Annotated in this window: 23 protein-coding genes; 10 read left to right on the forward strand and 13 right to left on the reverse strand. The window is 63.4% G+C overall.

The window, feature by feature from the left end:
* Positions 1 to 15: 15 nt before the first annotated feature.
* Complete coding sequence (locus RRF64_RS07275; protein WP_323845168.1) at positions 16 to 495, reverse strand: acyloxyacyl hydrolase; 480 nt, start codon at positions 493 to 495, stop codon at positions 16 to 18.
* Positions 496 to 857: 362 nt separating this feature from the next.
* Here RRF64_RS07275 and RRF64_RS07280 point away from each other — a divergent pair, with 362 nt between their 5' ends.
* Positions 858 to 1,775 carry a TIGR01777 family oxidoreductase gene (locus tag RRF64_RS07280; protein ID WP_323845169.1) on the forward strand — a complete coding sequence of 306 codons (918 nt, stop codon included), beginning with the start codon at positions 858 to 860 and terminating at the stop codon, positions 1,773 to 1,775.
* Positions 1,776 to 1,903: 128 nt separating this feature from the next.
* Here RRF64_RS07280 and RRF64_RS07285 read toward each other — a convergent pair whose 3' ends face one another.
* From RRF64_RS07285 to RRF64_RS07295, 3 genes are all read right to left on the reverse strand, one after another.
* On the reverse strand, positions 1,904 to 2,278 hold the full coding sequence (locus tag RRF64_RS07285; RefSeq protein ID WP_323845170.1) for a hypothetical protein: 375 nt from the start codon (positions 2,276 to 2,278) through the stop codon (positions 1,904 to 1,906).
* Between the two features lie 142 nt (positions 2,279 to 2,420).
* A complete protein-coding gene (locus tag RRF64_RS07290; RefSeq protein WP_323845171.1) occupies positions 2,421 to 3,218 on the reverse strand; it encodes a YdcF family protein in 798 nt (265 codons plus the stop codon).
* Positions 3,218 to 3,667 carry a zinc ribbon-containing protein gene (locus RRF64_RS07295; protein WP_323845172.1) on the reverse strand — a complete coding sequence of 150 codons (450 nt, stop codon included), beginning with the start codon at positions 3,665 to 3,667 and terminating at the stop codon, positions 3,218 to 3,220. Before RRF64_RS07295 ends, RRF64_RS07290 begins: the two co-directional genes overlap by 1 nt.
* 161 nt (positions 3,668 to 3,828) lie before the next feature.
* Between RRF64_RS07295 and leuS the strand changes: the two genes are divergently transcribed.
* The 5 genes from leuS to RRF64_RS07320 all read left to right on the forward strand — a co-directional run bounded on the left by leuS (position 3,829) and on the right by RRF64_RS07320 (position 10,482).
* Complete coding sequence (gene leuS / locus RRF64_RS07300; protein WP_323845173.1) at positions 3,829 to 6,441, forward strand: leucine--tRNA ligase; 2,613 nt, start codon at positions 3,829 to 3,831, stop codon at positions 6,439 to 6,441.
* Positions 6,442 to 6,499: 58 nt separating this feature from the next.
* Positions 6,500 to 6,979, forward strand: coding sequence for a hypothetical protein (locus RRF64_RS07305; RefSeq protein WP_323845174.1), 480 nt, complete (start codon positions 6,500 to 6,502; stop codon positions 6,977 to 6,979).
* A complete protein-coding gene (locus tag RRF64_RS07310; RefSeq protein WP_323845175.1) occupies positions 6,976 to 7,503 on the forward strand; it encodes an LPS-assembly lipoprotein LptE in 528 nt (175 codons plus the stop codon). The genes RRF64_RS07305 and RRF64_RS07310 overlap by 4 nt, the downstream gene beginning before the upstream one ends.
* Before the next feature lie 14 nt (positions 7,504 to 7,517).
* On the forward strand, positions 7,518 to 8,519 hold the full coding sequence (gene holA / locus RRF64_RS07315; RefSeq protein ID WP_323845176.1) for a DNA polymerase III subunit delta: 1,002 nt from the start codon (positions 7,518 to 7,520) through the stop codon (positions 8,517 to 8,519).
* 304 nt (positions 8,520 to 8,823) lie between these two features.
* Positions 8,824 to 10,482 carry an acyl-CoA dehydrogenase family protein gene (locus RRF64_RS07320; protein WP_323845177.1) on the forward strand — a complete coding sequence of 553 codons (1,659 nt, stop codon included), beginning with the start codon at positions 8,824 to 8,826 and terminating at the stop codon, positions 10,480 to 10,482.
* 63 nt (positions 10,483 to 10,545) lie between these two features.
* On the opposite strand, the gene RRF64_RS07325 is transcribed toward RRF64_RS07320, so the two are convergent.
* The 8 genes from RRF64_RS07325 to RRF64_RS07360 all read right to left on the reverse strand — a co-directional run bounded on the left by RRF64_RS07325 (position 10,546) and on the right by RRF64_RS07360 (position 18,002).
* On the reverse strand, positions 10,546 to 11,286 hold the full coding sequence (locus tag RRF64_RS07325; RefSeq protein WP_323845178.1) for an SDR family oxidoreductase: 741 nt from the start codon (positions 11,284 to 11,286) through the stop codon (positions 10,546 to 10,548).
* A 37-nt stretch (positions 11,287 to 11,323) separates the two neighbouring features.
* Entirely contained in the window at positions 11,324 to 13,369 is a 2,046-nt protein-coding gene (locus tag RRF64_RS07330) for an aminotransferase class I/II-fold pyridoxal phosphate-dependent enzyme (RefSeq protein WP_323845179.1), read from the reverse strand.
* Between the two features lie 247 nt (positions 13,370 to 13,616).
* Positions 13,617 to 14,021 carry an NUDIX hydrolase gene (locus RRF64_RS07335; protein ID WP_323845180.1) on the reverse strand — a complete coding sequence of 135 codons (405 nt, stop codon included), beginning with the start codon at positions 14,019 to 14,021 and terminating at the stop codon, positions 13,617 to 13,619.
* Between the two features lie 2 nt (positions 14,022 to 14,023).
* On the reverse strand, positions 14,024 to 15,061 hold the full coding sequence (locus RRF64_RS07340) for a phospholipase A (RefSeq protein ID WP_323845181.1): 1,038 nt from the start codon (positions 15,059 to 15,061) through the stop codon (positions 14,024 to 14,026).
* Between the two features lie 139 nt (positions 15,062 to 15,200).
* Positions 15,201 to 16,205, reverse strand: coding sequence for a phospholipase A (locus tag RRF64_RS07345; protein WP_323845182.1), 1,005 nt, complete (start codon positions 16,203 to 16,205; stop codon positions 15,201 to 15,203).
* Between the two features lie 153 nt (positions 16,206 to 16,358).
* The gene (locus RRF64_RS07350; protein WP_323845183.1) at positions 16,359 to 17,084 is read right to left on the reverse strand and encodes a hypothetical protein; all 726 of its coding nucleotides are present in this window, start codon (positions 17,082 to 17,084) and stop codon (positions 16,359 to 16,361) included.
* 163 nt (positions 17,085 to 17,247) lie between these two features.
* Positions 17,248 to 17,757, reverse strand: coding sequence for a GNAT family N-acetyltransferase (locus RRF64_RS07355; RefSeq protein WP_323845184.1), 510 nt, complete (start codon positions 17,755 to 17,757; stop codon positions 17,248 to 17,250).
* Positions 17,758 to 17,804: 47 nt separating this feature from the next.
* A complete protein-coding gene (locus tag RRF64_RS07360; RefSeq protein ID WP_323845185.1) occupies positions 17,805 to 18,002 on the reverse strand; it encodes a hypothetical protein in 198 nt (65 codons plus the stop codon).
* A 144-nt stretch (positions 18,003 to 18,146) separates the two neighbouring features.
* Between RRF64_RS07360 and can the strand changes: the two genes are divergently transcribed.
* The 4 genes from can to RRF64_RS07380 all read left to right on the forward strand — a co-directional run bounded on the left by can (position 18,147) and on the right by RRF64_RS07380 (position 22,176).
* The gene (can, locus tag RRF64_RS07365) at positions 18,147 to 18,803 is read left to right on the forward strand and encodes a carbonate dehydratase (RefSeq protein WP_323845186.1); all 657 of its coding nucleotides are present in this window, start codon (positions 18,147 to 18,149) and stop codon (positions 18,801 to 18,803) included.
* A 91-nt stretch (positions 18,804 to 18,894) separates the two neighbouring features.
* Positions 18,895 to 20,556 carry an FAD-dependent oxidoreductase gene (locus RRF64_RS07370; protein WP_323845187.1) on the forward strand — a complete coding sequence of 554 codons (1,662 nt, stop codon included), beginning with the start codon at positions 18,895 to 18,897 and terminating at the stop codon, positions 20,554 to 20,556.
* 199 nt (positions 20,557 to 20,755) lie between these two features.
* Positions 20,756 to 21,268, forward strand: coding sequence for a flavin reductase family protein (locus tag RRF64_RS07375; protein WP_323845188.1), 513 nt, complete (start codon positions 20,756 to 20,758; stop codon positions 21,266 to 21,268).
* A 134-nt stretch (positions 21,269 to 21,402) separates the two neighbouring features.
* A complete protein-coding gene (locus tag RRF64_RS07380) occupies positions 21,403 to 22,176 on the forward strand; it encodes a glycerophosphodiester phosphodiesterase (protein WP_323845189.1) in 774 nt (257 codons plus the stop codon).
* A 95-nt stretch (positions 22,177 to 22,271) separates the two neighbouring features.
* On the opposite strand, the gene RRF64_RS07385 is transcribed toward RRF64_RS07380, so the two are convergent.
* A complete protein-coding gene (locus tag RRF64_RS07385) occupies positions 22,272 to 24,881 on the reverse strand; it encodes a TonB-dependent receptor plug domain-containing protein (protein ID WP_323845190.1) in 2,610 nt (869 codons plus the stop codon).
* Between the last annotated feature and the right edge of the window lie 311 nt (positions 24,882 to 25,192).

Here is a 25,192-nt window from a genome sequence, read left to right on the forward strand (position 1 = left end):
CCTCAGAACGGCAATTTAGAAAGGAACCCGAAACTGGATAACGTCGATACCTGTATTCAGCGGTGTCAATCCGGCGCTCGAATAATGCAGGTATTCCAGTGAGAAGTGTTCGAACTCGATGCCCATTCCGGTCCGGAAATTAAAGTGTCCGACCAGGGGCGAGCTGTCTATGTAGGCCACCCCCAGGCGGCCGTATATCGTCCCCTTCCACAAGTGCCAGTCGGGATGAAGGAGCCTCGTCACCGAAACGCCGTAGCCCAGGCGTTCCTGCTCCCCCTCATCGGTACTGCCATATCCCAGCAGGGTCGCCCCCAACTCCCAGCGACTGTGCCGGAAAGACAACTCGGCAGTTGTCATGTGCCCGGTCAGGACCGCCTTGCCAAGCGCTACGCCAACCCCGCTCTCAGGTTTTTCTGCCGCCGACACATCCGCCGCCACAATGCCAATCATTAGGGTCAGAAGCCAATTCCGTAATCCGGTTGCTCTGCCGAACATCCCTGTAAACCTCTTGTCTGCGGCAACTGCGACGGGCTATTTCTTAGCTCACAAAAAACTATAGCAACCCATGCCCGGGCGAGTGCTGACGCGAGGAGTAAAGTGCCGCGACCTGGAATATTCCGCATCTTCCGCAATCATTCCGGACGATCGGCTCAATTCGCGCCACCGCATCCACACAAGGGCATAGGAATCCACCGCTACCGCGGTTGATATCACCTAAACTCCGCCGTATTTGTGCAAATGGCCGGCTTCCGCTTGCCGGCTGCTACTATGTATGCGCGGCCCCCTACAGCAGCCGCGGCCACGCATAATGAAAAACAGCGATACACAGACAAGAGCACGGCAAGGATGCCCTCCCTATGCATTGTTTGATCAGCGGCGGCACCGGCCTGATTGGCCGACTGTTCTGCCATCAGTGGCTGGCGCGAGGTGACACACTGACGGTGTTGAGCCGGCGGCCAGACAAGGTACAGAAACTGTGCGGCGAGACGGCGCGAAGCTGTCGCGAACCCCAGGAAGTGGACACTCCCGTGGACGTGGTGGTGAACCTGGCAGGAGAGCCGATCGTCCACCGCTGGACGGAAAAACGTCGCGCGGAGATTCGCAATTCACGGCTCAGAGTGACGGAGCAGCTGGTGCGCTGGTCGCTGGCCCAGGCGCAGCGGCCCCGCTATTTCCTGTCCGGTTCGGCGGTTGGTTACTACGGCGACCGCGGCGGCGACCTGCTGCGGGAGAGCAGTCCGCCCGGCGGCGGCTTTGCCGCACAGCTGTGTCGGGACTGGGAGGCGGCCACCCTGCCGTTGCAGCAGGCTGGCATCTGTGTCGGCACCATGCGCACCGCCATAGTGCTTTCCACCCGCGGCGGCGCCCTCGCGCAGATGCTGCCGGCCTTCCGCCTGGGTGCGGGCGGCCCGATGGGCTCTGGCGAGCAGTGGATGAGCTGGATTCACGAGGACGATATCGTCGGCCTTATGCTCCACGCCATCGACCGCCACCTGTGCCTGCCATTCAACGCCTGCGCCCCCGAGGCGGTAACCAATAACAGCTTTGCCCGCCTGCTGGCCAAACAGCTGCACCGGCCGGCGCTGATGCGCACTCCGGCCTGGGCGCTGAAACTGATGTTCGGGGAGATGGCGGAAGAGCTGTTGCTGGCGAGCCAGAGAATGGAGCCGCGCACGGCACTGGACAGCGGCTACAGTTTCCAGTTTCCGACCCTGCAGCAGGCCCTGGCAGATCTGCTGCAGGGCAATGGCCACGCCAGAAAGGTGCGGGCCTGAGGTTTCTAAGGGTGAATGCCCTGTGGGAGCCAGCCCTGCTGGCGAAACGGACGCGGCTAAACCGCGCCTAAACAAAGCCGAAGCCATCGCCTGCCGGGCAGGCTCCCACAGTTCGGGGCCGAATGGCGCTACGCGGCTTCCACGCCGCGGCTCAGCGCCTGGCTCAGGTAGCGGCGGCCTGACTCACTCGCCACCAACTCCGCCCTGCACTCCATCGGCGCCGAGCCGACCCACTGCGCGTGCCAGCGATACCACTGCTGCTCGTCGCCGTCACTGCGCAACTCGACAAAGTCCACTTCGGCCGGGTTGATGCGGAATTCCCGCACTATCTGCCCGGCAAAAGTCTCGAAATTCTTGCTTACCTGTGCGGCGCCCTCACCGCCGGGGCTGAGGAACACCAGTTCGCGGCCGTCGTGTACCGCCCGTTTGAATCCGATCCACACCGCGCGGTTGAGGCGGTTGTGCAGTTGAATGGGGGAAAAGGATGCAGGAATGCCCTTCATCTCAGTGTTACCTCTTTTATTTTTATGGTTGCTTTCCACAGCCACTGCTCCGTATGCGCAATAACCAATCGGCTTCCACTGTGGGGCCAGCCATCTTATGCCCGGTGTAAGGTGCAGACAAGGCTGCTTCGTGACCCGAACTTTATGAACCGCCACCGGCGCAAAGGTTCCGCACTTGCGGCAGGGGCATCCACCGATACCACTGCCGCGCCAGTACTTCGCGCCAGTACACCTGGGTGCGCAGCAGTGCCGCGGCGCTCGGGATCCAGCGCAGCAGGCCGCCCTGCGCGCGCGGCAGCAGCTCCGCGGCACTGCCTACCGGCAGCGGCTGCACCTGCAGGCCGGCGCGGGCAAACACCTCGGCTGCGCGGGGCATATGCCACCAGTGGGTCACCAGCACCACGCTCTCCACGCCGGAATCGTGGAGTATCGCCGCGCTGTTGACCGCATTCTCGGCGGTTGTACGACTGCAATTCTCGCGCCAAGTCACCGGACGCCCGAGAGTCTCCTGCAACAGGCCGGCCATCAGATCCGCCTCTGTCGCCCGTTCCTGCGCGTAGACACGGCCCCCCGAAACCAGCAGCGGCAGCTGCGCCGGCGCCCGCTGCGCGGCCCAGGTCACGCGCTCCAGACTGACGGCGGAGAGCCGCTCGTTACCGGAGTTCTCATCCCGGTAACGGCCGCCCCCCAGGACCACCACCGCCTGAGGTACCGCGTCCGGTATAGCAGATACTTTGGCCAAGCGCTGCCCCAGCCAGGCAGAAAATGCCGGTGTCGCGCAAATCCACAGAACGCTGAACGAGAGAATAGCCAGCGGCAGTGACAGTTTCGCGAAAGGCGAGGCGGACGGGAAAAACCACAGTATCAGGGCCAGCAGCAGGCCCAGCAGGGGTGCGAGCGGAGGCGTCGCCAAAGCCGTCAAGAGCGCGTGCACGTCCATCAGTCTTCGAGGCCGCCCTCGATCTGGCGAAAACAGCCGTAGCCACAGCGGTGGCAGGGGGTAATCTGGCTGTTCGCCGGCGGCATGGCGCGGTAGCCGCAGCCGAGGCACTGCAATTCCTCGCCGGGGCCAACCCGCTCCCCGGCCAGCGCCCAGGGCCTGCCCTGCTTGATACAGCGCATCAGGTTCGGCCAGGCGGTCTCGGTGGGATCGGCCGCGTCCAGCAGCCAATTGCCGCCGCGCTCCTCCAGGGTCTGCAGCTCGCCGCCGAGGCCGCGCATATAGTCCGCGGCGCGGTGCAGGTCATCTTTCAGCCAGGCGCGCAGGAAGGCGACCTTGTTAGCGGTCAGATCCTCCACCGCCAGCTCCCCCTCCACCAGATTTTCCAGGTCCCGGCGCAATTCCTCTGCCAGATTCTCCTCCGGCGGCAACTTCGGTTCCTTCGTCACGGTATCCCTCCTATAATTCCGCGTTTGCGCATCCTGGCCGATGCGGCACGGGTGGTCCTTGATCGCGATCACGTCCCTGATATCGCCTGCGACGACCGCCCCGGCAAAACGTAGAACAGTTTCCCCGCAAATTTTGATCACAGAGTATAGGTCCCCAATCGATGGAAGAGCAGTACAACCCCTCCGCAGTCGAAGCCGCCGCCCAGCAGTTCTGGGCGGATCAGAAGAGCTTTGAAGTGACAGAGGACGCCAGCAAGGAGAAATTCTACTGCCTATCCATGTTCCCCTATCCCAGCGGCAAGCTGCATATGGGGCATGTGCGCAACTACACCATCACCGACGTGATCTCCCGCTACCAGCGCATGCAGGGCAAGAATGTGCTGCACCCGATGGGTTGGGATGCCTTCGGTCTGCCGGCGGAGAACGCCGCCATCCAGAACAGAACTGCGCCGGCCAAATGGACCTACGCCAACATCGACTACATGAAGGGCCAGCTGAAGGCGCTGGGCTTCGGCTTCGACTGGTCCCGCGAACTGGCCACCTGCCAGCCGTCCTACTACCGCTGGGAGCAGTGGTTCTTCACCCGCCTGTACGAGAAGGGCCTCGTCTACAAGAAGAACTCGGCAGTGAACTGGTGCCCCCACGACCAGACGGTACTCGCCAACGAGCAGGTCGAAGACGGCTGCTGCTGGCGCTGTGGCACCACCGTGGAGCGCCGCGAGCTGGCGCAGTGGTTCATCAAGATCACCGACTACGCCGAGGAGCTGCTGGACGACCTGGACAAGCTGCCCCACTGGCCGGAGCAGGTGCGCACCATGCAGCGCAACTGGATCGGCAAGAGCAAGGGCGTGGAACTCTCCTTCGCCCTGCCGCGGACCATCGCCGGCGTGGACCATTTCGATGTCTACACCACCCGTCCGGACACCCTGATGGGCGTCACCTACGTGTCGCTGGCCGCCGAACACCCGATCGCGCTGGAACTGGCGGAGAGCAATCCGGAACTCAAGGCGTTTATCACCGAGTGCAAGAAGCAGTCCCTGTCCGAGGCCGACATGGCCACCATGGAGAAGAAGGGCATGGACACCGGCCTCACGGCCATTCACCCGATCACCGGCGAGGAAGTGCCGGTGTGGATCGCCAACTACGTGCTGATGGACTACGGTTCCGGCGCGGTGATGGCGGTGCCGGCCCACGACCAGCGCGACTGGGAGTTTGCGCGCAAGTACGGCCTGCCGATCGAACAGGTGGTCGCGCCGGCCAGCGGTGAAGCCATCGACCTGGACAAAGAGGCCTACACCGACAAAGGCGTCCTGGTGAATTCCGGCGGTTTCGACGGCCTCGACTTCCAGGCCGCCTTCGACGCCATCGCCGATGCGCTGTCCGCCGCCGGCAAGGGCCGCGTGACCACCAACTACCGCCTGCGCGACTGGGGCGTGTCCCGCCAGCGCTACTGGGGCGCGCCGATTCCGATGTTCAACCTGGCCGACGGCGGCGAGATCCCGGTGCCGGCAGACAAGCTGCCGGTGCTGCTGCCCGAGGATGTCGAACTGGACGGCGTGCAGTCGCCGATCAAGGCCGATCCCGAGTGGCGCAAAGACGACCTCAACGGCGAGCCGGTGGAGCGCGAGACCGATACCTTCGACACCTTTATGGAGTCCAGCTGGTACTACGCCCGCTACACCTGCCCCGATTTCGAGCAGGGCATGCTGGACCCGGAGCGCGCCAACTACTGGCTGCCGGTGGACCAGTATGTGGGCGGCATCGAGCACGCCATCCTGCACCTGCTGTACGCGCGCTTCTTCCACAAGCTGATGCGCGACGAGGGCCTGGTCGACAGCGACGAGCCCTTCAAGCAGCTGCTGTGCCAGGGCATGGTGCTGGCGGAATCCTTCTACAAGGAAGCGAACGGTCACAAGACCTGGATCAATCCCGCCGACGTGGATGTCGAGCGCGATGACAAGGGCAAGCCGGTCCGGGCCGTCGAGCGGGCCACCGGCGAGGAGCTGGTCAGCGGCGGTGTGGTGAAGATGTCCAAGTCCAAGAACAACGGCATAGACCCGCACGCGGCGGTCGAGCAGTACGGCGCGGACACCGTGCGCCTGTTCACCATGTTTGCCGCGCCGCCCGAGCAGACCCTCGAGTGGCACGACGCCGGCGTGGAGGGCGCCAGCCGCTTCCTGCGCAAACTGTGGAAGACTGTGCACGGCCACCTCAATGCCAGCGACAGCGCCGCCGGTGAAGGCCGCGCGGAATTCGATGCGAGCGCCCTCTCCGACCAACAGCAGCAACTGCGCCGCAAGACCCACGAGACCATCCAGAAAGTCGGCGACGACTACGGCCGCCGCCAGACCTTCAATACCGCCGTCGCCGCGGTGATGGAACTGCTCAACGAAGTGGGCAAGCTCGCCGAGCGCGACAGTGCACAGGGCCTGGCGGTGGAGCGCGAAGCGCTACAGGCGGCGGTACTGCTGCTGGCCCCGGTCACCCCGCATATCTGCCACCTGCTGTGGCAGGCGCTGGGCAACGACACCCCGCTGGTGGACGCGCAGTGGCCGCTGGTGGACGAAAACGCGCTGGTGCGCTCCAGCATCACCCTGGTGGTGCAGGTCAACGGCAAGGTGCGCGCGAAACTGGAAGCCCCGGCCGAAGCCGACAAGGAAACCCTGGAGGAGATGGCGCTGTCCAACGACAACGTTCAGAAATTTATCGGCGACGCCACGGTGCGCAAGGTCATCGTGGTACCGGGCAAGCTGGTCAACATCGTGGCCAATTAGTCGCGGCCAAGTGACCGCCACCGTCGCCGAAGCAACACAACCTTCGGGGGATCGAGCAGTGAAGAATCGAATGGCATTACTGGTGGCGGGCCTGCTGGCCGCCACCCAGGCACAGGCGGCGGAGCTGGACCGGGAACTGGTCGGCAAATGGCAGAGCCAGTGCAAGAAGGCCTCGGGCAACTATCTGCAGATCACCAGCCATTTTTCCGCTGACGGCGCCTACTCGGCGAAAACCGCCTTCTATATCGACGCGGACTGCACAGAGACCATGGGCATGGAAATTGTCTCCACTGGCAGCTACCGGCTCGGCCGGACCCTTGCCGCCGAGGGCGGCGAATCCGCGTGGGAAATCGATATCGATGTGCGCGAGTTGCTGAGCGGCGGCATGCAGCTCCCCGGTAGCGGCCAGAGAATTGCGCAGATTGTTGCCATCATCGGCGGCAAGCTGGTCTTCGGCGATGCGCCGGGGCTGCAATCGGTAACCGGCGGCGCACGGCCGCAAAAACTCAATCACCAATTCTATTCGCGAAAACAATGAAAAAAATATTCGGCCGGATTCTTGTTTGCTGCACCATCACCGCGTTCCTGAGCGCCTGCGGCTGGCACCTGCGCGGCGCCCCAAAAAACTTCCCGCCCGGCAGCCAGCTGTATATCTCCGCGGAAGATCCGCGCAGCGATATCGCCGCGGAGCTCACGCGCCTGCTGCAGAACGCCGGCCTGCCGATGGCGGCATCGCCGCTGGAGGCGGATTACGACCTGACCATTCACCGGGAAATCGAGCGCAAGCGCACCGTTTCCGTGGATGCCCAGGGCCGCGCGGCGGAATACGAACTGATCACCAGCGCGCTCTACAGCGTGCGCGACAGCACCGGCTACACGCTGCTGAACAACGCCCAGGCGGACGTCTACCGCACCCTGGAGTGGAACGCCAACGAAATCGTCAGCAAGGGCGAGGAGGAGCGGCTGCTGCGCGAGGAGATGCGCCGCGAGCTGATCGGTCGCATCATCGACCGCCTGCGCCGCATCGACGTCAACGCCCCGGCGGAAGACAAGAGCTACTAGGATTCCCCGATAACATGCGCATCAACCCCCGCCAACTATCACAGAGCCTGAACAGGGGCCTGGCGACGGTTTACATCGTCTCCGGGGACGAGCCGCTGCTGGTGCAGGAGTGCTGTGACAGTATTCGCGCGGCCGCCAGGAAAAGCGGATTCAGCGAGCGCGAGCTGCTGCACGCGGAGCACAATTTCGACTGGGGTTTGCTGCTCGCTTCGGCCGGCAGCATGTCGCTGTTCGCCGAGAAAAAGGTCATCGAGCTGCGCCTCCCGGGCGGCAAGCCCGGCGATAAGGGCAGCAAGGCGCTGCAGGAATTCGCCGGCCTCGGCGGCGACGACCTGCTGCTGCTCCTGGTACTGCCCAAGCTGGACAGATCCCAGCTGAACAGCAAATGGATCAAGGCGCTCGAGGAGAAAGGCGTGCTGATCCAGATATGGCCGGTAGACGCGCAGGAGATGCCGCGCTGGATCCACCAGCGGCTGCGCGCCGCCGGGCTGGACGCGGAACCCGAGGCCATCCAGATCCTGGCCGAGCGGGTCGAGGGCAACCTGCTCGCCGCCAGCCAGGAAATCGAGAAGCTGAAGCTGCTGAGCGGGGACAACCTGATCTCCGCCGCAATGATGAACGACGCCGTGGCCAGCTCCGCCCGCTACGACGTCTTCGGCCTGATCGACCGGGCCCTGGCCGGCGAAGCCGAAAGCGCCGTAAAAACACTGCACGGCCTGCGCGCGGAAGGGATAGAGGCGCCGGTAGTGCTCTGGGCCCTGGCGCGGGAGATCCGCAGCCTGCTGGAGATCGGCGAGAAACTCGACCAGGGCCAGCCGCTCGCGCGCCTGGTGCGCATCCAGAAGCGCCAGCCGCTGATCCAGGCGGCGCTGTCGCGGCTGCGCCCGCGGTCGCTCGAAGGCCTGCTGCTGCGCGCTCGCGCGGTGGATACCGCGATCAAGGGCGGCAGGGACCAGGACCCCTGGACCGGTCTGCTGGAACTCACGCTGAACCTGGCCGGCAAGCGCAGTATTTAACTATTTCCTTAGTATTTAATTTCCTCCTTGCAGCAGCGACCCTCGGCCGCTGCTGCAGACGTTCATTTGCCGGCCGTTGCCGAGCTGCGTCCCGGCGGCTCCCGTAACGCACTGTCATCCCTTCCAACTCTGTCATTTATTCACAGCACGCCAAACTGTTGCACCTGTGCGCCACTGGGCGGCGCGGCAAATAATGCCGTCACAAATGGGCAAGACCCGCGGCGCTAATGTCACTAGGATGGTCGGCAAAACCGGCTAACCTTTCCCACACCGGTGCCGCGTGATGATTGCAGAGAATAGATCCATGAGTAAAACGCCCTCCCCGTCCGAGCTCGCCTCAACCCACCAGGTCTTCAACCAGACGCCACCGCTGACCGGCCACAACCTCTACGCCGGCGACGCGGCGCTGCGCGACGCGGTGCAGCACAACGGCGGCCACTGGGCCGAGGACGACCTGCAGCGCTACGGCGAGGTCTGCGGGCGCCCGGAGATGATCCAGCGCGGTTTCGACGCCAACGAGTTCAAGCCCATTTTTGAGCCCCACGACCGCGTCGGCAATCGCGTCGACCTGGTGCGCTACCACCCGGCTTACCACCAGCTGATGCAGCTGGCACTGAGTGAGGGCCTGCACAGCAGTCCCTGGACGGATCCCAAGCCCGGCGCCCACGTGGCGCGCGCCGCCAAATACTACCTGCACAGCCAGTTGGAGGCGGGCCACGGCTGCCCGGTGACCATGACCTTTGCCTCGGTGCCCTCCATCCGCCTGACGCCGGAACTGGCACAGGAGTGGCTGCCGAAGATCACCGCGCGCGGCTACGACCCCAGTAACCGCCCGCACACGGAGAAGTCGGCGCTGACCATCGGCATGGGCATGACGGAAAAACAGGGCGGCTCCGACGTGCGCGCCAATACCACCACCGCCACCCCGGTCGGTGACGGCACCTACGAGCTGGTGGGCCACAAGTGGTTTACTTCGGCGCCCATGTGCGACGCGTTTCTGATGCTGGCGCAGACCGACAGCGGTCTCACCTGTTTCCTGGTGCCCCGCTGGCGCCCGGATGGCAGCAAGAACCCGATCCAGGTACAAAGGCTGAAAAACAAGGCCGGCAATGTCTCCAACGCGTCCTCCGAGATCGAACTGCGCGGCGCGCTCGGCTGGCTGGTGGGCGAGGAGGGTCGCGGGGTCAACGCGATTATCGAGATGGTGTCCACCACCCGCTTCGACTGCATGATCGGCTCCTCCGGCGGCCAGCGCCAGGCGGTGGTGCAGGCGATTTACCACTCGAGCCAGCGCAGCGCCTTCGGCAAGACCCTGATCGACCAGCCGCTGATGCAGAATGTGCTGGCCGACCTGCAGCTGGAAGTCGAGGGCTCGGTTGCCATGACCATGCGCATGGCGCGGGCCTTCGACCACCTCGACAGTGAACACGAGAGAATGCTGATGCGCCTCGGCACCGCCGTGGGCAAATACTGGATCTGCAAGCGCACCCCGCACCACGCCTACGAGGCGATGGAATGCCTGGGCGGCAACGGCGTGATCGAGAACTTCATCACCGCGCGCCTCTACAGGGACGCGCCCATCAATGCGATCTGGGAGGGCTCCGGCAATATCCAGGCGCTCGACGTGCTGCGCGCCATCGCCAAGACCCCGGCGGTGATCAACCACTGGTTCGACGAACTGGCAGACAGCGCCGGCGCCGACGCGCTGCTGGACAAGACAGTGGCTGGTTTGAAAGCCCAGCTCGCGGATATGGACCAGGTCGAGTACCGCGCGCGCTACCTGGTGGATCAGATGGCCCTGGCGATGCAGGCGCACCTGCTGGTGCAGGGCGGCAACAGCGCGGTGGCCGAGGCCTTTATCGCCTCTCGCCTCGGCAGCAGCGGCGCCCACAACACCGGCTGCCTGCCCACCGGACTCGAGGTGCAAACCCTGGTCGAGCGCGGCAATCCGCTCAGTCTTTGACGCCTCCTGCCGGGCGCGCGCTGCGGCCGTATCGATGGGAAGGCACCGCCGCAGCGCCGCGCTTTACCAGGGCAGCGGCGTGCCATCCCAGAACAGCAACTGACCGCTGTCCGGCGGGCTGAGTCGCCGCAAGACCTCGACGATGCGCGCGGCGCTGAGTTCGGCATGATAAAGCTTGCCGGCCGGAATATTTTCCTGGAAGGGTTTGGACAGCGCCGTATCCGTGGTGCCCGGATGGATGGCCACCACACAGCTGCTTTCCAGCCGCCGCCCCCACTCGATGGCGAGATTCCTGACCAGCATATTCAGCGCCGCCTTGCTGATGCGGTAGCTGTACCAGCCGCCCAGGTGATTGTCGCCGATACTGCCCACTTTGGCCGACAGCGACGCCCACAGCAGCGGCTGCCGGCGCTGCAGCAACTTCCCCAGGGCCTGAGCGAGATGCAGGTGCGTCAGCACATTGACGCGCATGGACTCCAGCAGCCAGTCGTCGCGGCACTGGTCCAGAGACTTTTCCGGCCCGTGTTCGCCGTCGTGCAACAGGCCGCAGCAGTTGATGACCCAATCCGGCAGGTTGCCTACTTCGGAAAGGAAAGTTTCGACATCGCGAATCGAAGACGACTCGCCCAGCGCTACGCGCAGATGCCGATGACGACCATCGTGGCGGGCAAGGGGCTCAACCTCGCCGCGACTGAGGGTCAGCAGGGATACCCGGGGAAAGCACCTGACCAGTTCGCTGCCGATGGCCCTGGCCAGGCCACCGGATGCGCCGGCAAGCATTACCGTTGCTGGTCGATCGAACATGCCGGCCTCCCTGCCGGATCGCTGATCGCGTGCTCGATCAGCTGGATTTCTTTGCCGAATGCTTCCTCTGCGCCGATTTCGGCGGCTCCTCCTTGACCACCCGCAGCATCGGCTCGTCGGAGCGGAAAATCAGGCCGTGAATTTCGGTGGCGTTCTGCCCTTGCAACAGCTGCTGCAGGAACTGCACTATCTGCGCGGAGATCTCCTGCCCGGGCACCAGCACCGGAATCCCCGGCGGATAGGGCACTATCTCGTCCGCACTGGTGCGGCCGACCAGGTTCTGGGTCGCGTCGACACCGTTGTCCATCAGCGGCAACTCCTCCGCCTCGGAGAAGTAGGCATCCGCCGGCAGGCAGGTGAAGCGCGTGAATTCCGGCAGCCGGCGCGAGCTGCCCACATGGAGGCGCTTGCGGGTATTGCGCGCCAGCTGCTTGAGGGCGTGAATCAGGCGCAACAGCTTGCTCTCGGTGCTGCCGAGCGTCACCAGTACCGTCACCGTGTTGTAGGTGGTCTTTTCCACCTGGATGCCGTACTGGTCGAACAGCTTGATCTGCATCTCCTTGCCGGAGAAGCCGCTGGCGGAGATATCGATGGTGACCTTGGTCGGGTCCAGACGGATATTGTCGCCAACGAGCGGCTCGGCGATCAGGTCATCGCGTGTCAGCGCGCGGAACACCCCGGTTTCGTCCACCGCGCGGCGCAGGGTTTCCACCATCTGCAGGCACTGCTTGAGGCGGCTGTAACCTTCCATCGCCATCTGTTTGCGCGCCACGTCCAGGCTCGCAATCATCGCGTACTGCGGACTGGTGGAGGCGTGCATATTCAGGTTCTCGCGGAAGCGATGGTCGTCGAAATCCGGATCCTGCACGTGAATCATGCTGGCCTGGGAGAAGGCCGACAGCATCTTGTGGGTACTCTGGGTCACATAGTCCGCGCCGCATTCCAGCGCCGTCGGGCGCAGTTCCGGGTGGAAGTAACCGTGTGCGTACCAGGCCTCGTCCACCAGCACCTTGACGCCGCGCTCGTGGGCATAGTCGATGATCGGCTTGAGGTCGTAGCGCAGGCCGTCGTAGGTGCAGGAGGTGAGCACCAGCAGGCGCGCGTCGCCGTGCTCATCCAGTGCCTGCTCTATGTCGGAACGCTTCACCGGGCCGTAGATGCCGAACTCCGGGTGCAGCACAGATTTCAGATACACCGGCTCGCAGCGGTTCATCACGATCGCGTGGTGCACCGACTTGTGACAGGCCTGGTCGACGATGATCTTGCCGCCGCCGCCGAGGATCTGCTGGATCACCACCTTGTTGGCGGTGGAAGTGCCGTTGGTCAGGAAAAAGGTGTGGCGCGCACCGAAGGCCTGTGCCGCCAGGTCCTGCGCCTCCTGAATCACCGAGTGGGGCTCCAGCAGGCTGTCCAGCACCTGCACCGATACGGACAGGTCGGTATTGAACACGTGCTCGCCCATAAAACGGTAGAAATCCCCGACCCAGGGACTGTTGCGCAGACTGTCGCCGCCCGAGTGACCCGGGGTGTGCCAGGCATCGCGCGCCGAGAATACATACTCTTTCAGGGTGTCGGCGAAGGGCGTGGAGGCGCGGCGGGCGATAAACGCCTGCACCAGCCGGAACATATGGTTGAAGTTGCCCTCGCGGCGGTCGAACAGCTCATCGAAGCGCTGGCGCAGGTTGGCGAGGGATTGCGCGCTGGGCGCAGCGGCCTGGGCCCCGGTGCCGGCACCGGCGAGAGAGCCGTGCGCCACCAGGAAAATATTGATCTGCGAACGCAGGCTGTGCACCCGCTCCGCCAGTTCATCCGCGGCTTCCAGCCCCTGGGCGTCGTCACCACCATCGACGATCAGCGCCTGCAGGTTGTCCTCGTCCTGTACCAGGCGCTCGACGCCGGTGGGTGTGACCGCCTCGAAGCGCAGGCCGAAGGGATTCTCATGCTGTGCGGCGGTGGCATTCAGCGCATTGACCCAGTCGCCGGCCAGCTGGCGGTCGGCGCTGATCAGGGCCACGCGGCACTCCAGCGGCTGTGCGCTCTCACTCAGGTTGCCCAGATCAGGCATCTTCAGTTCCAAACCCATAGTCTTATCCATCAGCATAGCCCGATTCTTCCCGCAGGCTGCTGCCTCGTCCTGTTAACTTTTTGATTTTATTTGCTTTTTTACTTTCCGGCAGCCACATCGGCGGCGCCGGGAAAGTGTGACTCGCAATCGAGAGGGCAAATACTAAAGGAGGCCAGGAGGGAATTCCGCGAAGCAGTGGGATTTAGCATAACTTGCCAAAAGGCAAACACTAAACCAGATCTGATACCACTGAACCCCCCCGGCGTCAGAACTTTGCACTGCGCACTCGACCGTCGAAAGCGAGGCAGTCCACGACCCGCTGGCGCTGCACCGGTGTCAGCGCGTCCAGCGGGAAATAGCCCATCTCCGAGTGCTCGTCTGACAGTGCGATGGCCTCGGCATCGACAAACTGCGCGCGAAAAATGAACACATGGGAGTTGTAGACGCGGTGATAGTAGACACCGCTCAGGTAGTCGATGCGCACGGCCCGACCGAGCTCCTCGCGGCACTCGCGCAGCAGCGCCTCGTGGACCGTCTCACCGGGATCCAGCGCGCCGCCGGGCAGGCCCCAGCTCCTGTCGGCGTAGGTGGCGCGCAACTGCAGCACCTCGCCCACCGCGTTGGTGATCACCGCGTGGGCGCTGAGGCGATAAGTGTCTTCGAAGCCCATTCCTAGAATCCCTGGGCCAACTCGAAACCGAAGCCCAGTGTCTGTACCGCCTCATCGTAGTCGATCAGGCTTTCCCCGTAGCCATTGAAGTATTTCATATAGCCGCGCACCCGATTGCCGATGGGGAAGCCCCAGGACAGCTCCACCGCGCCGTGATTGTCGGAGCGCAGATTGTTGCGCACCATCAGGGACAGACTGTGGCCGCCGTTGCGATAGCGGCCGCGCAGTTCGAAATGCCCCAGGTAGTTTTCAATATCGGGGTTGTCGTCCTCTTCGCGGCTCTCGGGAATCCGGTACCAGGGCTTGAAGCTGATGGAGTAGCAGTCCCGCTCGAAGATCAGGTTGGCGTAGATACGGTTCCAGCTGCGGGACAGGGGCTCGCTGCGGCCGTTGGACTGGTGATTGACCGCCAGCTGGTTGGCCACGTTCTGCCAGCCGAACAGGCTCCAGTCGTTCAGCCAGGTCATGATCAGTTCCGGCTCGTGGTTGGTCTCGCGAAACGGCGAAGAGTCGTCGGAATTGTATGCCTGCCAGAAACTGCGGTTGGTGTAGGCGACGCTCATGAACGACGCCTGCCCGAGGAAGCCGCGCCACACCGGTACCTGCACCGACAGCTGAAACTGCACTTCGATGTGATCCAGGTCGACGGGCTCCCCCAGTGCTTCAAGTTCTTCCAGACCGGCATCGTTGGGCGACGGGTTGTAGACCAGCGGCAACAGGTAATTGGTCTTGTGGGAGGCCAGCGTAAACGGGTTGTTGGCGGCGTCGCGAATCGCCTGGGCCCTCTCGCTTATGCGCACCTCATCGCCGGGCAGCTGTTCCTGCGGCGGCTCAGACACAGTGCCAAACAGCGGCCGCTCTTCCCGCTGCGCCGGATCGCCATACACCTGCTCGGCACAAAAGCGGCGCATCTCCTCCAACGTAATGCTGGCAGGCGCTACTAACAGCTGTTCGCGCAGGCAGGCCTCCTCGCGCTGTGCCGGAGTGGTGGCGGTGGCTTCCTGAACGACTTCCTGTACCGAGCCCGCCGCCTCCCGCAATACCTCCTGCGGAGCCGACTCCTGAGCTCCCGCGCCTTGCGCAAAGGCAGCAAATATACCGAAAGACAGAATCAACTTCCGATGCGGCAAAATTTACTCTCCGTGAAAAATTCTGAGCAGACCAGAATTATTCCACGGCCTAGAATCCTTCCGCCAGTTCGATTCCCATACCCAGAGATTGCTGACGCCGGTCGTAGCTCAGCAGGCCATGCCCATAGCCGTTGAAATACCGCACGACGCCCCGCAGGCGCTGGCCGACCGGGAAGCTCCAGCGCAACTCGAGTGCGCCGCGGTTGTCAGAACGAAGGTTGTTGCGCAGCATCATCGAAGCGCCAAACCGGTCGCCGCGGAATCCGCCACTGAATTCAAAATGCCCCAGATAGAAGCCCAAATCCGGATTGTCGTCGCCCACACCGTCTTCCGGAATGCGGTACCAGGGCTTGAATGCGAGAAAATACTGGTCGCGCTCAAAAATAAAGTGCGCATAGATGCGGTTCCAGCCGCGCGATTGCTCTCCCTCGAGACCATTGGACTGGTGGCTGAAGGCCAATTGCGTGGCAGCACACTCGAAGCCGAGAAGCTCCCAGTCACTCAGCCAGGTAAGCAGCACTTCCGGCTCGTGAATGCTCTCCCGAAAAGGTGCGGAAGGCGTATACGCCTGCCAGAAGCTGTGGTTGGTATAAGCGGCGCTGAGAAAAGATGAAGGCCCCAGCAGGCCGGTCCAGACGGGCACCTGCACGGACAGCTGGAATTCGATTTCAATCGGCTTTAAGTCGGCGGATACACCGCTAGTGCCCTCGGCATCGCCCTCGCCGGCGTAGTAGGCGGCGGGCAGTACATAGCTGGCTTTGTGCGAAGCGAGGGAGAATCGATTGCCGGCCGCATCCTGAACCGCCCGCACACGATCACTGGGCGCGGAGGTCGGCGGATCCGGCAGCCCGGGTTCCGATGCCGCGCGCCCTGCATCGCCAGCGGCTTCACTGCTCTCCGGTAGCGCCGCTATGACCAGGACTCCCGCCGGTATTTGCTCCGATGGACTTGCGGCATCGCGGGCAATTTCCCGGCTGCTCTGCTCGACCGGGACCACCACTTGCCGCAGCGACTCCTGGCCAACAGCCAATAGCGGCGCAGAAATTAACGACACCAGCCAAAGCCGACTTCCCTGTAGCCGTTTGACATGCACGCTGATGGCTCCTTGCCATTGACCGACAAATCCGGGACTTCCCTGGCCGGATTCACAAACAGGTAATCATTGCACTGGCAATCGCGCAGCCCTGGCACCACCGCTGGCGCAGATTCAGCAATGAATACCGAGCAATTGGGGCGACCACTCCAGATCGCGCAACCGCACCTGCCACAGTCGACCAGTGCTGGAGGGCCAGTCATAGCCGACCAACAGGCCCCGACTGTCCACATAGCAGTGGGCGTCGCGCTCGGCCTCGTCGCCCTGGTAGATGTAACCACTGATGTCGGCACCCAATTCCTGGGTTTTCTGGCTGGCGATATCACCCGCCATCAGCCTGGCGCTGCGGTGGCTGACGCGCGGTGCGAGCAACTTGCCGCGCTGGGAGGGGTCGACGATATCGGGGGTGACCACCTCCAGCCCCTCCTTGAACTGCTCCAGTTTCAACAGCAGCGGCCCCATAAATATGCGCATCAGCGGGAACAGCAGACGGCGGCGGCCCTCGACGAAGGCCTGCTGAGGGCCGTTGGGTCCGGTCCAGTTGGCCTCAATGGTATCGCCCAGTTGCGGCGCCTCACCCTCGGCGCTGCACAGGCGATAGTGGGCATTGACTTCATCGACCTCGTCGCGCCAGCAGATCCGGCACTCGCTCACCAGCCCGTCGCGCAGCAGTGCGCTCACCTCCATGCCGAAGCGCTGATCGCCGACGAGGCGCTGGCTGACCAGGGTGCGCCAGCCCCGCTCGTCTTCGCCCAGTTGCCAGCTGTCCTGCACCGGCATTTCCCGGCCGTCGCAGCTGTACTGATAGCGTCCCTGCGCCAAAGTTGAGTTCAATCCCATTGCAGACAATCTCCCTGTTCACTGCGCGCACCAAATGGATGCATTGGGGGGTGCGCTACACCGAACTGACGCCTGCACAAAGTATTGCACAAGGGGGCATAACTGCGCCGGGATTGGCGCCAGGATTCCCCCCGGACAACAGGCCGTTCCCGACGGCAAAAAGTTACAGGTAGCGCTGCCAGAAATGCGCCTGACCCATCTCTTCATCCAGCGTATAGGGCTTGAAACCGGACCTGCGGTAGGCAATCTGTGCCGGCAGGTTTTTCTCCAGTATCTCCAGCGTCAGCTTGCAGCAACCGCGGCTTTTTGCCTCGCGTGCAACCAGGTCTAGCATCTGCGCGCATACGCCGCTGCCGCGGGCACTTTCACTGACGATCACATCGTGAATATTGACCAGCGGTTTGCAGACAAATGTCGAAAATCCCATAAAGCAGTTGATCAGGCCCAGTGCCCGGTTATCGCGGTAGGCCAGCACGCTGAAGGCGCCGGGAAATTCCGCCAGTTTCGGCAGCAGCTGCTCGCGGCAATAATCCGAGAGCGGCTCTCCACCACCGAAAGGATCGCGCGCGTACTCCTCCATCAGTGCCAAGATATCCTGCGCGTGTCGATCATTCCGATAGTCCGCAATCAGGGTGTGCACTTGTGCTGCCGTGTCGGGCATAGGTTTTTCCATTCACTGTTTCCGAAGTCGGTTTATCGATTTTGCAGATGTGCCGCGGCTCAGTCGGGCCGCTTCCCGCTGTAGCTAGCGAGCGCGCGGTCAGTCGCATCGGTACCCGCAAAGCGGCTCAAATAGTTTCGCAGCCGGGTGCGCTGCGCCCGCAGCCAGCGCACGCGGATGCGGTGACGCCACAGGGGGCTGGCGCGGTAGGACACGCGCCGGCGCCCGGCGAATGCGTGGGATCTTCGTCTACCCATGGTTCTCACCGCCTCACACGTTGCGTTCAAGTTGCAGACTAACAGATAGCGGAGCCGCGGTTCAGTGCCTCTGCGCTTGGCCGGCGCCAACAAAGTCGCTATCCTCGCAGGTCAATGGCCGATCAGTCACACCAGGAAACCGCATTGCGCCCGCTCAAACACCTGATACACAACAACCGGCAGTGGTCCCTCGCCACCCGCGAACAGAAACCGGACTTCTTCCTCAAACTGTCCGAGCAACAGAGCCCGCAATACCTGTGGGTCGGCTGCGCCGACAGCCGCGTGCCCGCCAACGAGATTGTCGGCCTGCTGCCCGGCGAGCTGTTCGTGCACCGCAACGTGGCCAACGTGGTGGTACACACGGACCTCAACTGCCTGTCGGTGCTGCAGTACGCGGTGGAGATACTCAAGGTGAAGCACATCATCGTCTGTGGTCACTACGGCTGCGGCGGTGTGCAGGCGGCACTGCACAACCAGCAGCTGGGTCTGATCGACAACTGGCTGCGCCATATCCAGGACGTGCGCGACAAGCATCACACACTGATCGACCTGTTCCAGCAACAGGAGCGCACCGACCTGCTGTGCGAACTGAACGTGCTGGAGCAGGTCATCCACGTGTGTCAGACCACCATAGTGCGCGACGCCTGGCGCAGCGGCCAGCCGCTGTCGGTCAACGGCTGGGTCTACGGACTCAAGGACGGCCTGATTCACGACCTCGGTATTTCCATCACCCACCCGGGAGAGATCGCGGAGATCTACCACAGCGCCCTGACCAATATCGCCCAGCGCGACAGGGAGTAGCGACTTCCGCGACAAATTTCCTTAATATTCCCCATCCAAAATTTCCAAAGCCCGGCTCTGCCGGGCTTTCTGCATCTGTCCGGGGGAGTCAATGGCCGAATACCGCGTTTGGGAATGCCAGATCTGTGGCTGGATTTACGACGAAGCCAAGGGCTGGCCCGAAGACGGTATAGCGCCCGGCACTCGCTGGGAAGACATTCCCGACGACTGGTGCTGCCCGGAATGCGGCGCGGCCAAGCAGGATTTCGCGATGCTCGCGGTAGTACCGGAACACCAGCCGCAGGAAGCCGCGCCGCCCTCTGACGTTCCCGCCACCGAGTCCATTGCCGCAGCCCCGCGTGCGTCCGCGCAAAGCGCCGGCTACCGCATCTGGGAGTGCATGGTGTGCGGCTGGGTCTACGACGAGTCCAAGGGCTGGCCTGAGGACGGCATTGCGCCGGGCACCCGCTGGGAGGATATTCCCGAGGACTGGTGCTGCCCCCAGTGTGGTATCGGCAAGGAAGAGTTCGATATGGTGCTGGTGGCCGGGGCCGCACCGGAAGCGGCACCCGCCACAGCCGTCGACAGCGGCATACTCGCCGACCGGGATCCGCTGGTCATCGTCGGCACCGGCCTCGCCGGCTACAACCTGGCGCGCGAATTCCGCAAACTGGACCAGCACACGCCGCTACGCCTGATAACCGGCGACGATGGCACCTACTACTCCAAGCCGCTGCTGTCCGCCTCCCTGGCCCACGGCAAGACCCCGCAGCAGCTGGCCAGCGCCTCCGCCGAGGAAATGGCACGGGAGCTGGGCGCGGAGATTCTGGTCCACACCCGCGTGATCGATATCGACGCCGCGTCCAAAACCCTGACCCTGGCGCCGGAGCACGGCGGCCACAGCGCCGCCTTGCGCTATGGCAAGCTGGTGCTGGCCACCGGCGCCGGCTGCCGTGCCCTGCCGGCGATCGAGGGCGACGGCCACGCGCGCCTGTTCCGCATCAACAGCCTCGGCGACTACCACCGTTTCCGCACCGCCATGGTGGGGCGCCAGCGGGTGTTGCTGCTGGGCGCCGGCCTGATCGGCTGTGAATTCGCCAACGACCTGGTCCAGGCCGGATTCGCGGTGGAGATGGTGGATCCGCTGGACTGGCCGCTGGCCACCCTGCTGCCCGAGGCCGCCGGCCGCGATATCCAACGCACCCTCGAGAGTCACGGCGTCCGTTTCCACGGCAATGCCAGAGTTGCGCGCCTGGACCGCAGTGGCGGCGGTATTCGCGCCCAGCTGGACAACGGCGAACACATAGACGCGGATATCGCCCTCGCCGCCCTCGGCCTGCGGGCCAACACCGGCCTCGCCGAGAAAGCCGGGCTGGCGGTCGAGCGCGGCATAGTGGTGAACCGCCAGCTGCAGAGCAGCGATGCCGATATATATGCCCTCGGCGACTGCGCCGAAGTGGACGGCCACCTGCTCTATTTCGTCGCGCCGCTGATGGCCTGTGCGCGCGCCCTCGCCAAGACCTTGAGCGGCGCGCCGACGCCGGTGCATTACGGCGCCATCCCTGTCGCCGTAAAGACCACCCTGCGCCCCACCACTGTCTGTGCGCCGCCGGCCGGTGCCGAGGGCAGCTGGCAGATCGACAGCTCCGCAAGCGGCGTAAAGGCGGAATTCCGCGACGCCGACGGCCGCCTGCTCGGCTTCGCCCTCACCGGTTCGGCCATTGCCGCGCGGGACCAGCTGGCGGGCGAGTGCGCGCCGCTGATGGCGGAATGATTCTTTGGAATCGTTGTGGGAGCCAGATTTGCGGAGCCGCGCGCTTCCACACAATCGCCTGCAGGGCAGGCTCTCACATTTGGCTGAGCGACAGACGCTCACCCCAACCTGCGCCCCTCAGAGGCAAAACGCGCAATTAGGACGCTTTTGCCGTAGAATGGCCGCCAGTACAGATTTTGCACAATATTTAATCAACGGTATGACGACAGACAGCAGCCCCGCCATCACCCCCGCAGCCCTGCAGAGCCGCGCCCTGCGCGACACCCTGGGCCATTTCGCCACCGGTGTCACCGTGGTGACCACGCGGGACGCGGCTGGCCAACCCGCGGGCATGACCGTCAACAGCTTCAACTCCGTCTCCCTGGATCCGGCACTGGTGCTTTGGAGCATCGACAAGCAATCCCTCGGCTACGACGCCTTCACCCAGCAGGAACACTTTGCGGTGCATGTGCTGAAAGCCGACCAGCAGCATATCTCCAACCTGTTTGCCGGCCGCGGCGCCGACAAGTTCGGCCAGATACACTGGCGCCCGGGCCCCGATGGCGTGCCGCAGATCGACGATTGCGCCGCCTTTTTCCACTGCCGCCGCGTGCAGTGCATCGACGGCGGCGATCACACCATACTGCTGGGTGAGGTGCTGGAGTTCACGGCCAGCGGCGGCGAACCACTGGTATTTCATCGCGGCCGCTACCGGGCCCTGGCCGGCAACTGACACTTTTTCCGATAGGGCGGAACAGCTTCAACGCCAAATTCACGAAAATTGCGCAAATTGTTGGTTGCTTTTTAATCACGGCGTCATACTTTAAGTGCACGCTGTTGCTGGCAGTATTTCAGGGTCAGTAATCCATGCAGATACCCCGCACCCTCTTTTGCTTTGCCCACCGCGGCTACCGCCAACGGGCCACCGAAAACACCCTGCAGGCGATCGCCCACGCACTGGAATTCGACGTCGACGGTATCGAGATCGATATCTGGAATATCGGCGGCCAGCTGCTGGTCAAACACGACCGCCGCCTCGGCCGCCTGATCGCCGGCAGCGAGCTGCTGACCGACCTGTGCCCGGAAGTGCTGCGCGAGAAGCTGCTGCCCTGCGGCGGCCGCGTGCCGACCCTGCGCGAGGTGCTTGAAGTGGTGGGCAACAACGCGCAGCTCAACATCGAGCTGAAGGGTCCCAACTGCGCCGCGCTGGTGGCCAGGGAACTCGAGTCCTATGTGAGCGACAACGGCGCCTCTTTCGAACAGTACCTGATCTCCTCCTTCGACCACCGCCAGCTGTACGAGAGCCTGCAGCTGCTGCCGGAAGTGCGCCGCGGCGTACTGGTCGACGGTGTCCCCCTGGATCTGGCCGCCTGCGCCGAGCCGCTGAAGGCGTATTCGATGCACCTGAGCCTGGAATTCGCCGATGCCGACATGATCGCCGACGGCAAGCGGCGCGGCCTGAAAAACTACGTATTCACCGTCAACAATCCCGACGACCTGACGCTGCTCGCGGCCATGGGCGCAGACGGCGTGTTTACCGATGAGCCGCAGATGGTGATGGATTACAACGCGCGTATTACCGCCGAGATGCTGCTGCAGCAGCTGGATGCCGGTGACAGTGAGATGCCGCGCGCTTCCTGAACGAACGCTACTTTTTGCGCTCATTCCGCCCCGCAAAAAAAAGGCCGGCACTTATTGTGCCGGCCTTTCTTCGTGACGTTTCGAAAACAGCTGACTTAGAACTCCGCACTCGCGCGCAGGTACCAGAAGCCGCCATTAAAGCCGAACGGTGAAGTGAGCGCCTGGCGCACGCCCAGGAACTGCAGCGTACCGTTACCCTCCTCGTCCGCCTCCACGTCGAAAATATTCTCGCCGCCGACGGCGACGGTGTAATTTTCGGCGAAGGAGAAACGGGCCTCGATATCCGTCAGGATCTTGGCACCGTAGCTGGTGGCATTGGAAGTGTCGTTGCCATCTGCCTCCAGCTGACCACCGGTGGACTCCCAGCCGCCGTAGCGGTTGAAGCGCAGGTAGCCCTGCAGCATGCCGCCGGTGTCGTAGTCGAAGGTCAGGGTACTGCGCTGATTGGGTACCTGGTTCTCGAAGTCAAACACGCGGGTGGCGTTGATCGTGTTGGGGGCCACCTTGGTGACTTCCTGCTGGTTGTAGTTGTGGCGCAGATCCACGGTCAGCAGGCCGCCGGCCAGGTCGAAATCGCTGGTAATCGCCAGATCGATACCGCTGATCTCCGAATCAAAGGCATTGGTGAAATAGTTGACGTTGCTACCGAGCAACAGCGAGGCATCGGCCACGCCGGCACCGGTGAGCAATGCCACTTCGTCATCGCCAATGGTGTTGTTGCGCAGGGCCAGGCGGTCTTCGATATCGATGTTGTAGTAATCGACGGTGATGCTGGTGTTATCCAGCGGGTTGATCACGGCACCGATTGTGAAGCTGGTGGACTCCTCCGGATTCAGCGCTACCGCTCCCAGCACCTCGGCCACCGGGTGGTCGACCGGATAGGTACCGCTGGGGGTCAGGCTGCCGTCGGAGTTGGCCGTAGTGGTGACATTAAGCGTATTCACCTGACCGGGGGTCGGCGCGCGGAAACCGGTGTTGGCGGTGGCGCGCAGCGCGAAGGCCTCGTTGAAGTCGTAGCGCGCAGACAGTTTCCAGTCGGAGGTGGAGCCGAACAGATCGTAGTCCTCGAAACGCAGCGCCGCGCCCAGAGTCAGCTGGTCGGTCACATCCGCTTCGAGATCCACGTAGGCGGCCATGCTCTCGCTGCTGTAGCTGCCCGCCGCCTCGGTGGGGAAGCCCTGGAAGCCGTCCGAGCCGACACCGAATACCGCCGCAGTCGGTCCCACCGCGATAGAGGCTTCATCGCCGGCACCGATCTTGTAGGTTTCCTCGCGCCACTCGGCACCGAAGGCTACGTTGAGCGGGCTGGCCAGCCCCGCGACGTCGACCGGCTGCACGAAGTCCGCATTCACACTGGTCTCTTCCTGAGAGAGCGTTCCCGGATTGAAGGTGGTCGGCGACAGAGCGCCGAGGCTCGGGTTGATGGAGTCCTTCAATACATAGGACACCTCGTTTTCCGCGGTGCGCGCGCGGAGGTCCCAGGTCATGCCGGAGGCCAGTTCGCCGCGGGCGCCGAAGACTGCGGAAATGTCGCTGATATCCGCACCGAACTGCGGGTTATAGCCGCCCGGGAACAGGGTGTAGATCGGGTTGCGCAGCACATAGCCACTGGGGCTCGAGCTGTCGGCGACCAGGTAATCGGCCGGACTCAGTCCCTGCGCATTAATGCTGTCGATCAGGGACTGGGGCGCCGGATCCGGCATAAAGTCGCCATCCCCATCCGCCTGCAGCGTGGCGCGCGCGCCGAATTCGTACTGCGGGTCCATGACCGGGCCGCGGTAGAAGAAATCGGAAATGGTGGAATTGTCTGAATAACCCAGGTTGCCGTACAGCTCGACACTGTCGTTCAGGTCGAAGCCGGTGTTGATAAACAGCTTGGTGGTCTCCACCTCGGGATCACCCCAGCGCTGCCCCAGGCCGTCCAGCGGCACCTGGTCCACACCGACCACGGAGCCGACGAATTCCGCGTCCGGGCGCGCGGCGCCGCGCCAGGTCTTGTCAGCGGTGGAATGCTCCACGGTCGCGTTGACGAAGCCGCTGTCACCGAGCGCAAAGCCGGCGTTGGCCGCCAGGCTGGTGCGGGTGCCATCGCCCTCGAAATACTCACCGGTCTGCGCGGATACGCTGATGCCCTCGGCGTCATCCTTCAGGATCACGTTGACCACGCCGGCGATCGCGTCGGAACCGTATTGGGCCGAGGCGCCATCGCGCAGCACTTCCACACGCTCAACTGCCATCGAGGGAATCGCGGAGAAGTCCACCGCCTGGGCACCCTGGTTATTGGTACCCAGCGGCGCCAGCTGCAGGTTTACCAGCGCGGAGCGGTGGCGGCGGGTGCCGTTGACCAGCACCAGTGTCTGGTCCGGCGACAGATTGCGCAGGGTCACCGGGCGAATAAACGCGGTGCCGTCGGCGATCGGGAAGCGCTGGGTATTGAACGAGGGCGCCACCTTGGCCAGCGACTCGGTCAGGTCGAAGCTGGCCTGATCCGCCAGGTTTGCGCCGCCGACCACGTCAACCGGGGACAGGGTCTCCGTCGGGGCTACACCCTCCTTGCGGGTACCGGTGGTGATGACTTCCTCCATCACGCCGTGGTCGGCGGACGGTGTCTGATTGGCCTGATCCTGCGCCAGTGCGCTGGCGGCCGGAATGGCGAGTGCCGCGGCAATGGCCAGCGACAGGGGTTTGAATGAATAAGATTGCATGTCTGCCCGTCCTCTCTTTTGTCGTTATTCAATCGAGCACCACGCCGTCCGATACCCCCAGACTGCCGCGTGCGGTGATTATTTTTTGTGCGAGACAATTGCTGCGTCGCACCTTTGTTGTGCGGTCAGGGTATGCAAATCGGTCTATCCGGGCAATGTTTCAGAAGAAATCACAAAGAACACAGCCGATGCTGATACGGATTGTTACAAGTGGGAATGTTTCTTGCGCCATTAAGGATATCCATTACCCAGTCCCAATCTTTTTAGATGAAAGATCCTTTTCTGGTGCGATAGTCCTACTGAGTTGTCCG

Source organism: Microbulbifer magnicolonia, from assembly GCF_035117725.1.
Taxonomy (GTDB): Bacteria; Pseudomonadota; Gammaproteobacteria; order Pseudomonadales; family Cellvibrionaceae; genus Microbulbifer; species Microbulbifer magnicolonia.

What these genes read in the sequence shown, in the direction of transcription:
- RRF64_RS07275 (WP_323845168.1), bottom strand. Translation starts at nt 495, where the DNA reads ATGTTCGGCAGAGCAACCGGATTACGGAATTGGCTTCTGACCCTAATG.
- RRF64_RS07280 (WP_323845169.1), top strand. Translation starts at nt 858, where the DNA reads ATGCATTGTTTGATCAGCGGCGGCACCGGCCTGATTGGCCGACTGTTC.
- RRF64_RS07285 (WP_323845170.1), bottom strand. Translation starts at nt 2,278, where the DNA reads ATGAAGGGCATTCCTGCATCCTTTTCCCCCATTCAACTGCACAACCGC.
- RRF64_RS07290 (WP_323845171.1), bottom strand. Translation starts at nt 3,218, where the DNA reads ATGGACGTGCACGCGCTCTTGACGGCTTTGGCGACGCCTCCGCTCGCA.
- leuS (WP_323845173.1), top strand. Translation starts at nt 3,829, where the DNA reads ATGGAAGAGCAGTACAACCCCTCCGCAGTCGAAGCCGCCGCCCAGCAG.
- RRF64_RS07310 (WP_323845175.1), top strand. Translation starts at nt 6,976, where the DNA reads ATGAAAAAAATATTCGGCCGGATTCTTGTTTGCTGCACCATCACCGCG.
- holA (WP_323845176.1), top strand. Translation starts at nt 7,518, where the DNA reads ATGCGCATCAACCCCCGCCAACTATCACAGAGCCTGAACAGGGGCCTG.
- RRF64_RS07320 (WP_323845177.1), top strand. Translation starts at nt 8,824, where the DNA reads ATGAGTAAAACGCCCTCCCCGTCCGAGCTCGCCTCAACCCACCAGGTC.
- RRF64_RS07325 (WP_323845178.1), bottom strand. Translation starts at nt 11,286, where the DNA reads ATGTTCGATCGACCAGCAACGGTAATGCTTGCCGGCGCATCCGGTGGC.
- RRF64_RS07330 (WP_323845179.1), bottom strand. Translation starts at nt 13,369, where the DNA reads ATGGGTTTGGAACTGAAGATGCCTGATCTGGGCAACCTGAGTGAGAGC.
- RRF64_RS07335 (WP_323845180.1), bottom strand. Translation starts at nt 14,021, where the DNA reads ATGGGCTTCGAAGACACTTATCGCCTCAGCGCCCACGCGGTGATCACC.
- RRF64_RS07350 (WP_323845183.1), bottom strand. Translation starts at nt 17,084, where the DNA reads ATGGGATTGAACTCAACTTTGGCGCAGGGACGCTATCAGTACAGCTGC.
- RRF64_RS07355 (WP_323845184.1), bottom strand. Translation starts at nt 17,757, where the DNA reads ATGGAAAAACCTATGCCCGACACGGCAGCACAAGTGCACACCCTGATT.
- RRF64_RS07360 (WP_323845185.1), bottom strand. Translation starts at nt 18,002, where the DNA reads ATGGGTAGACGAAGATCCCACGCATTCGCCGGGCGCCGGCGCGTGTCC.
- RRF64_RS07370 (WP_323845187.1), top strand. Translation starts at nt 18,895, where the DNA reads ATGGCCGAATACCGCGTTTGGGAATGCCAGATCTGTGGCTGGATTTAC.
- RRF64_RS07375 (WP_323845188.1), top strand. Translation starts at nt 20,756, where the DNA reads ATGACGACAGACAGCAGCCCCGCCATCACCCCCGCAGCCCTGCAGAGC.
- RRF64_RS07380 (WP_323845189.1), top strand. Translation starts at nt 21,403, where the DNA reads ATGCAGATACCCCGCACCCTCTTTTGCTTTGCCCACCGCGGCTACCGC.
- RRF64_RS07385 (WP_323845190.1), bottom strand. Translation starts at nt 24,881, where the DNA reads ATGCAATCTTATTCATTCAAACCCCTGTCGCTGGCCATTGCCGCGGCA.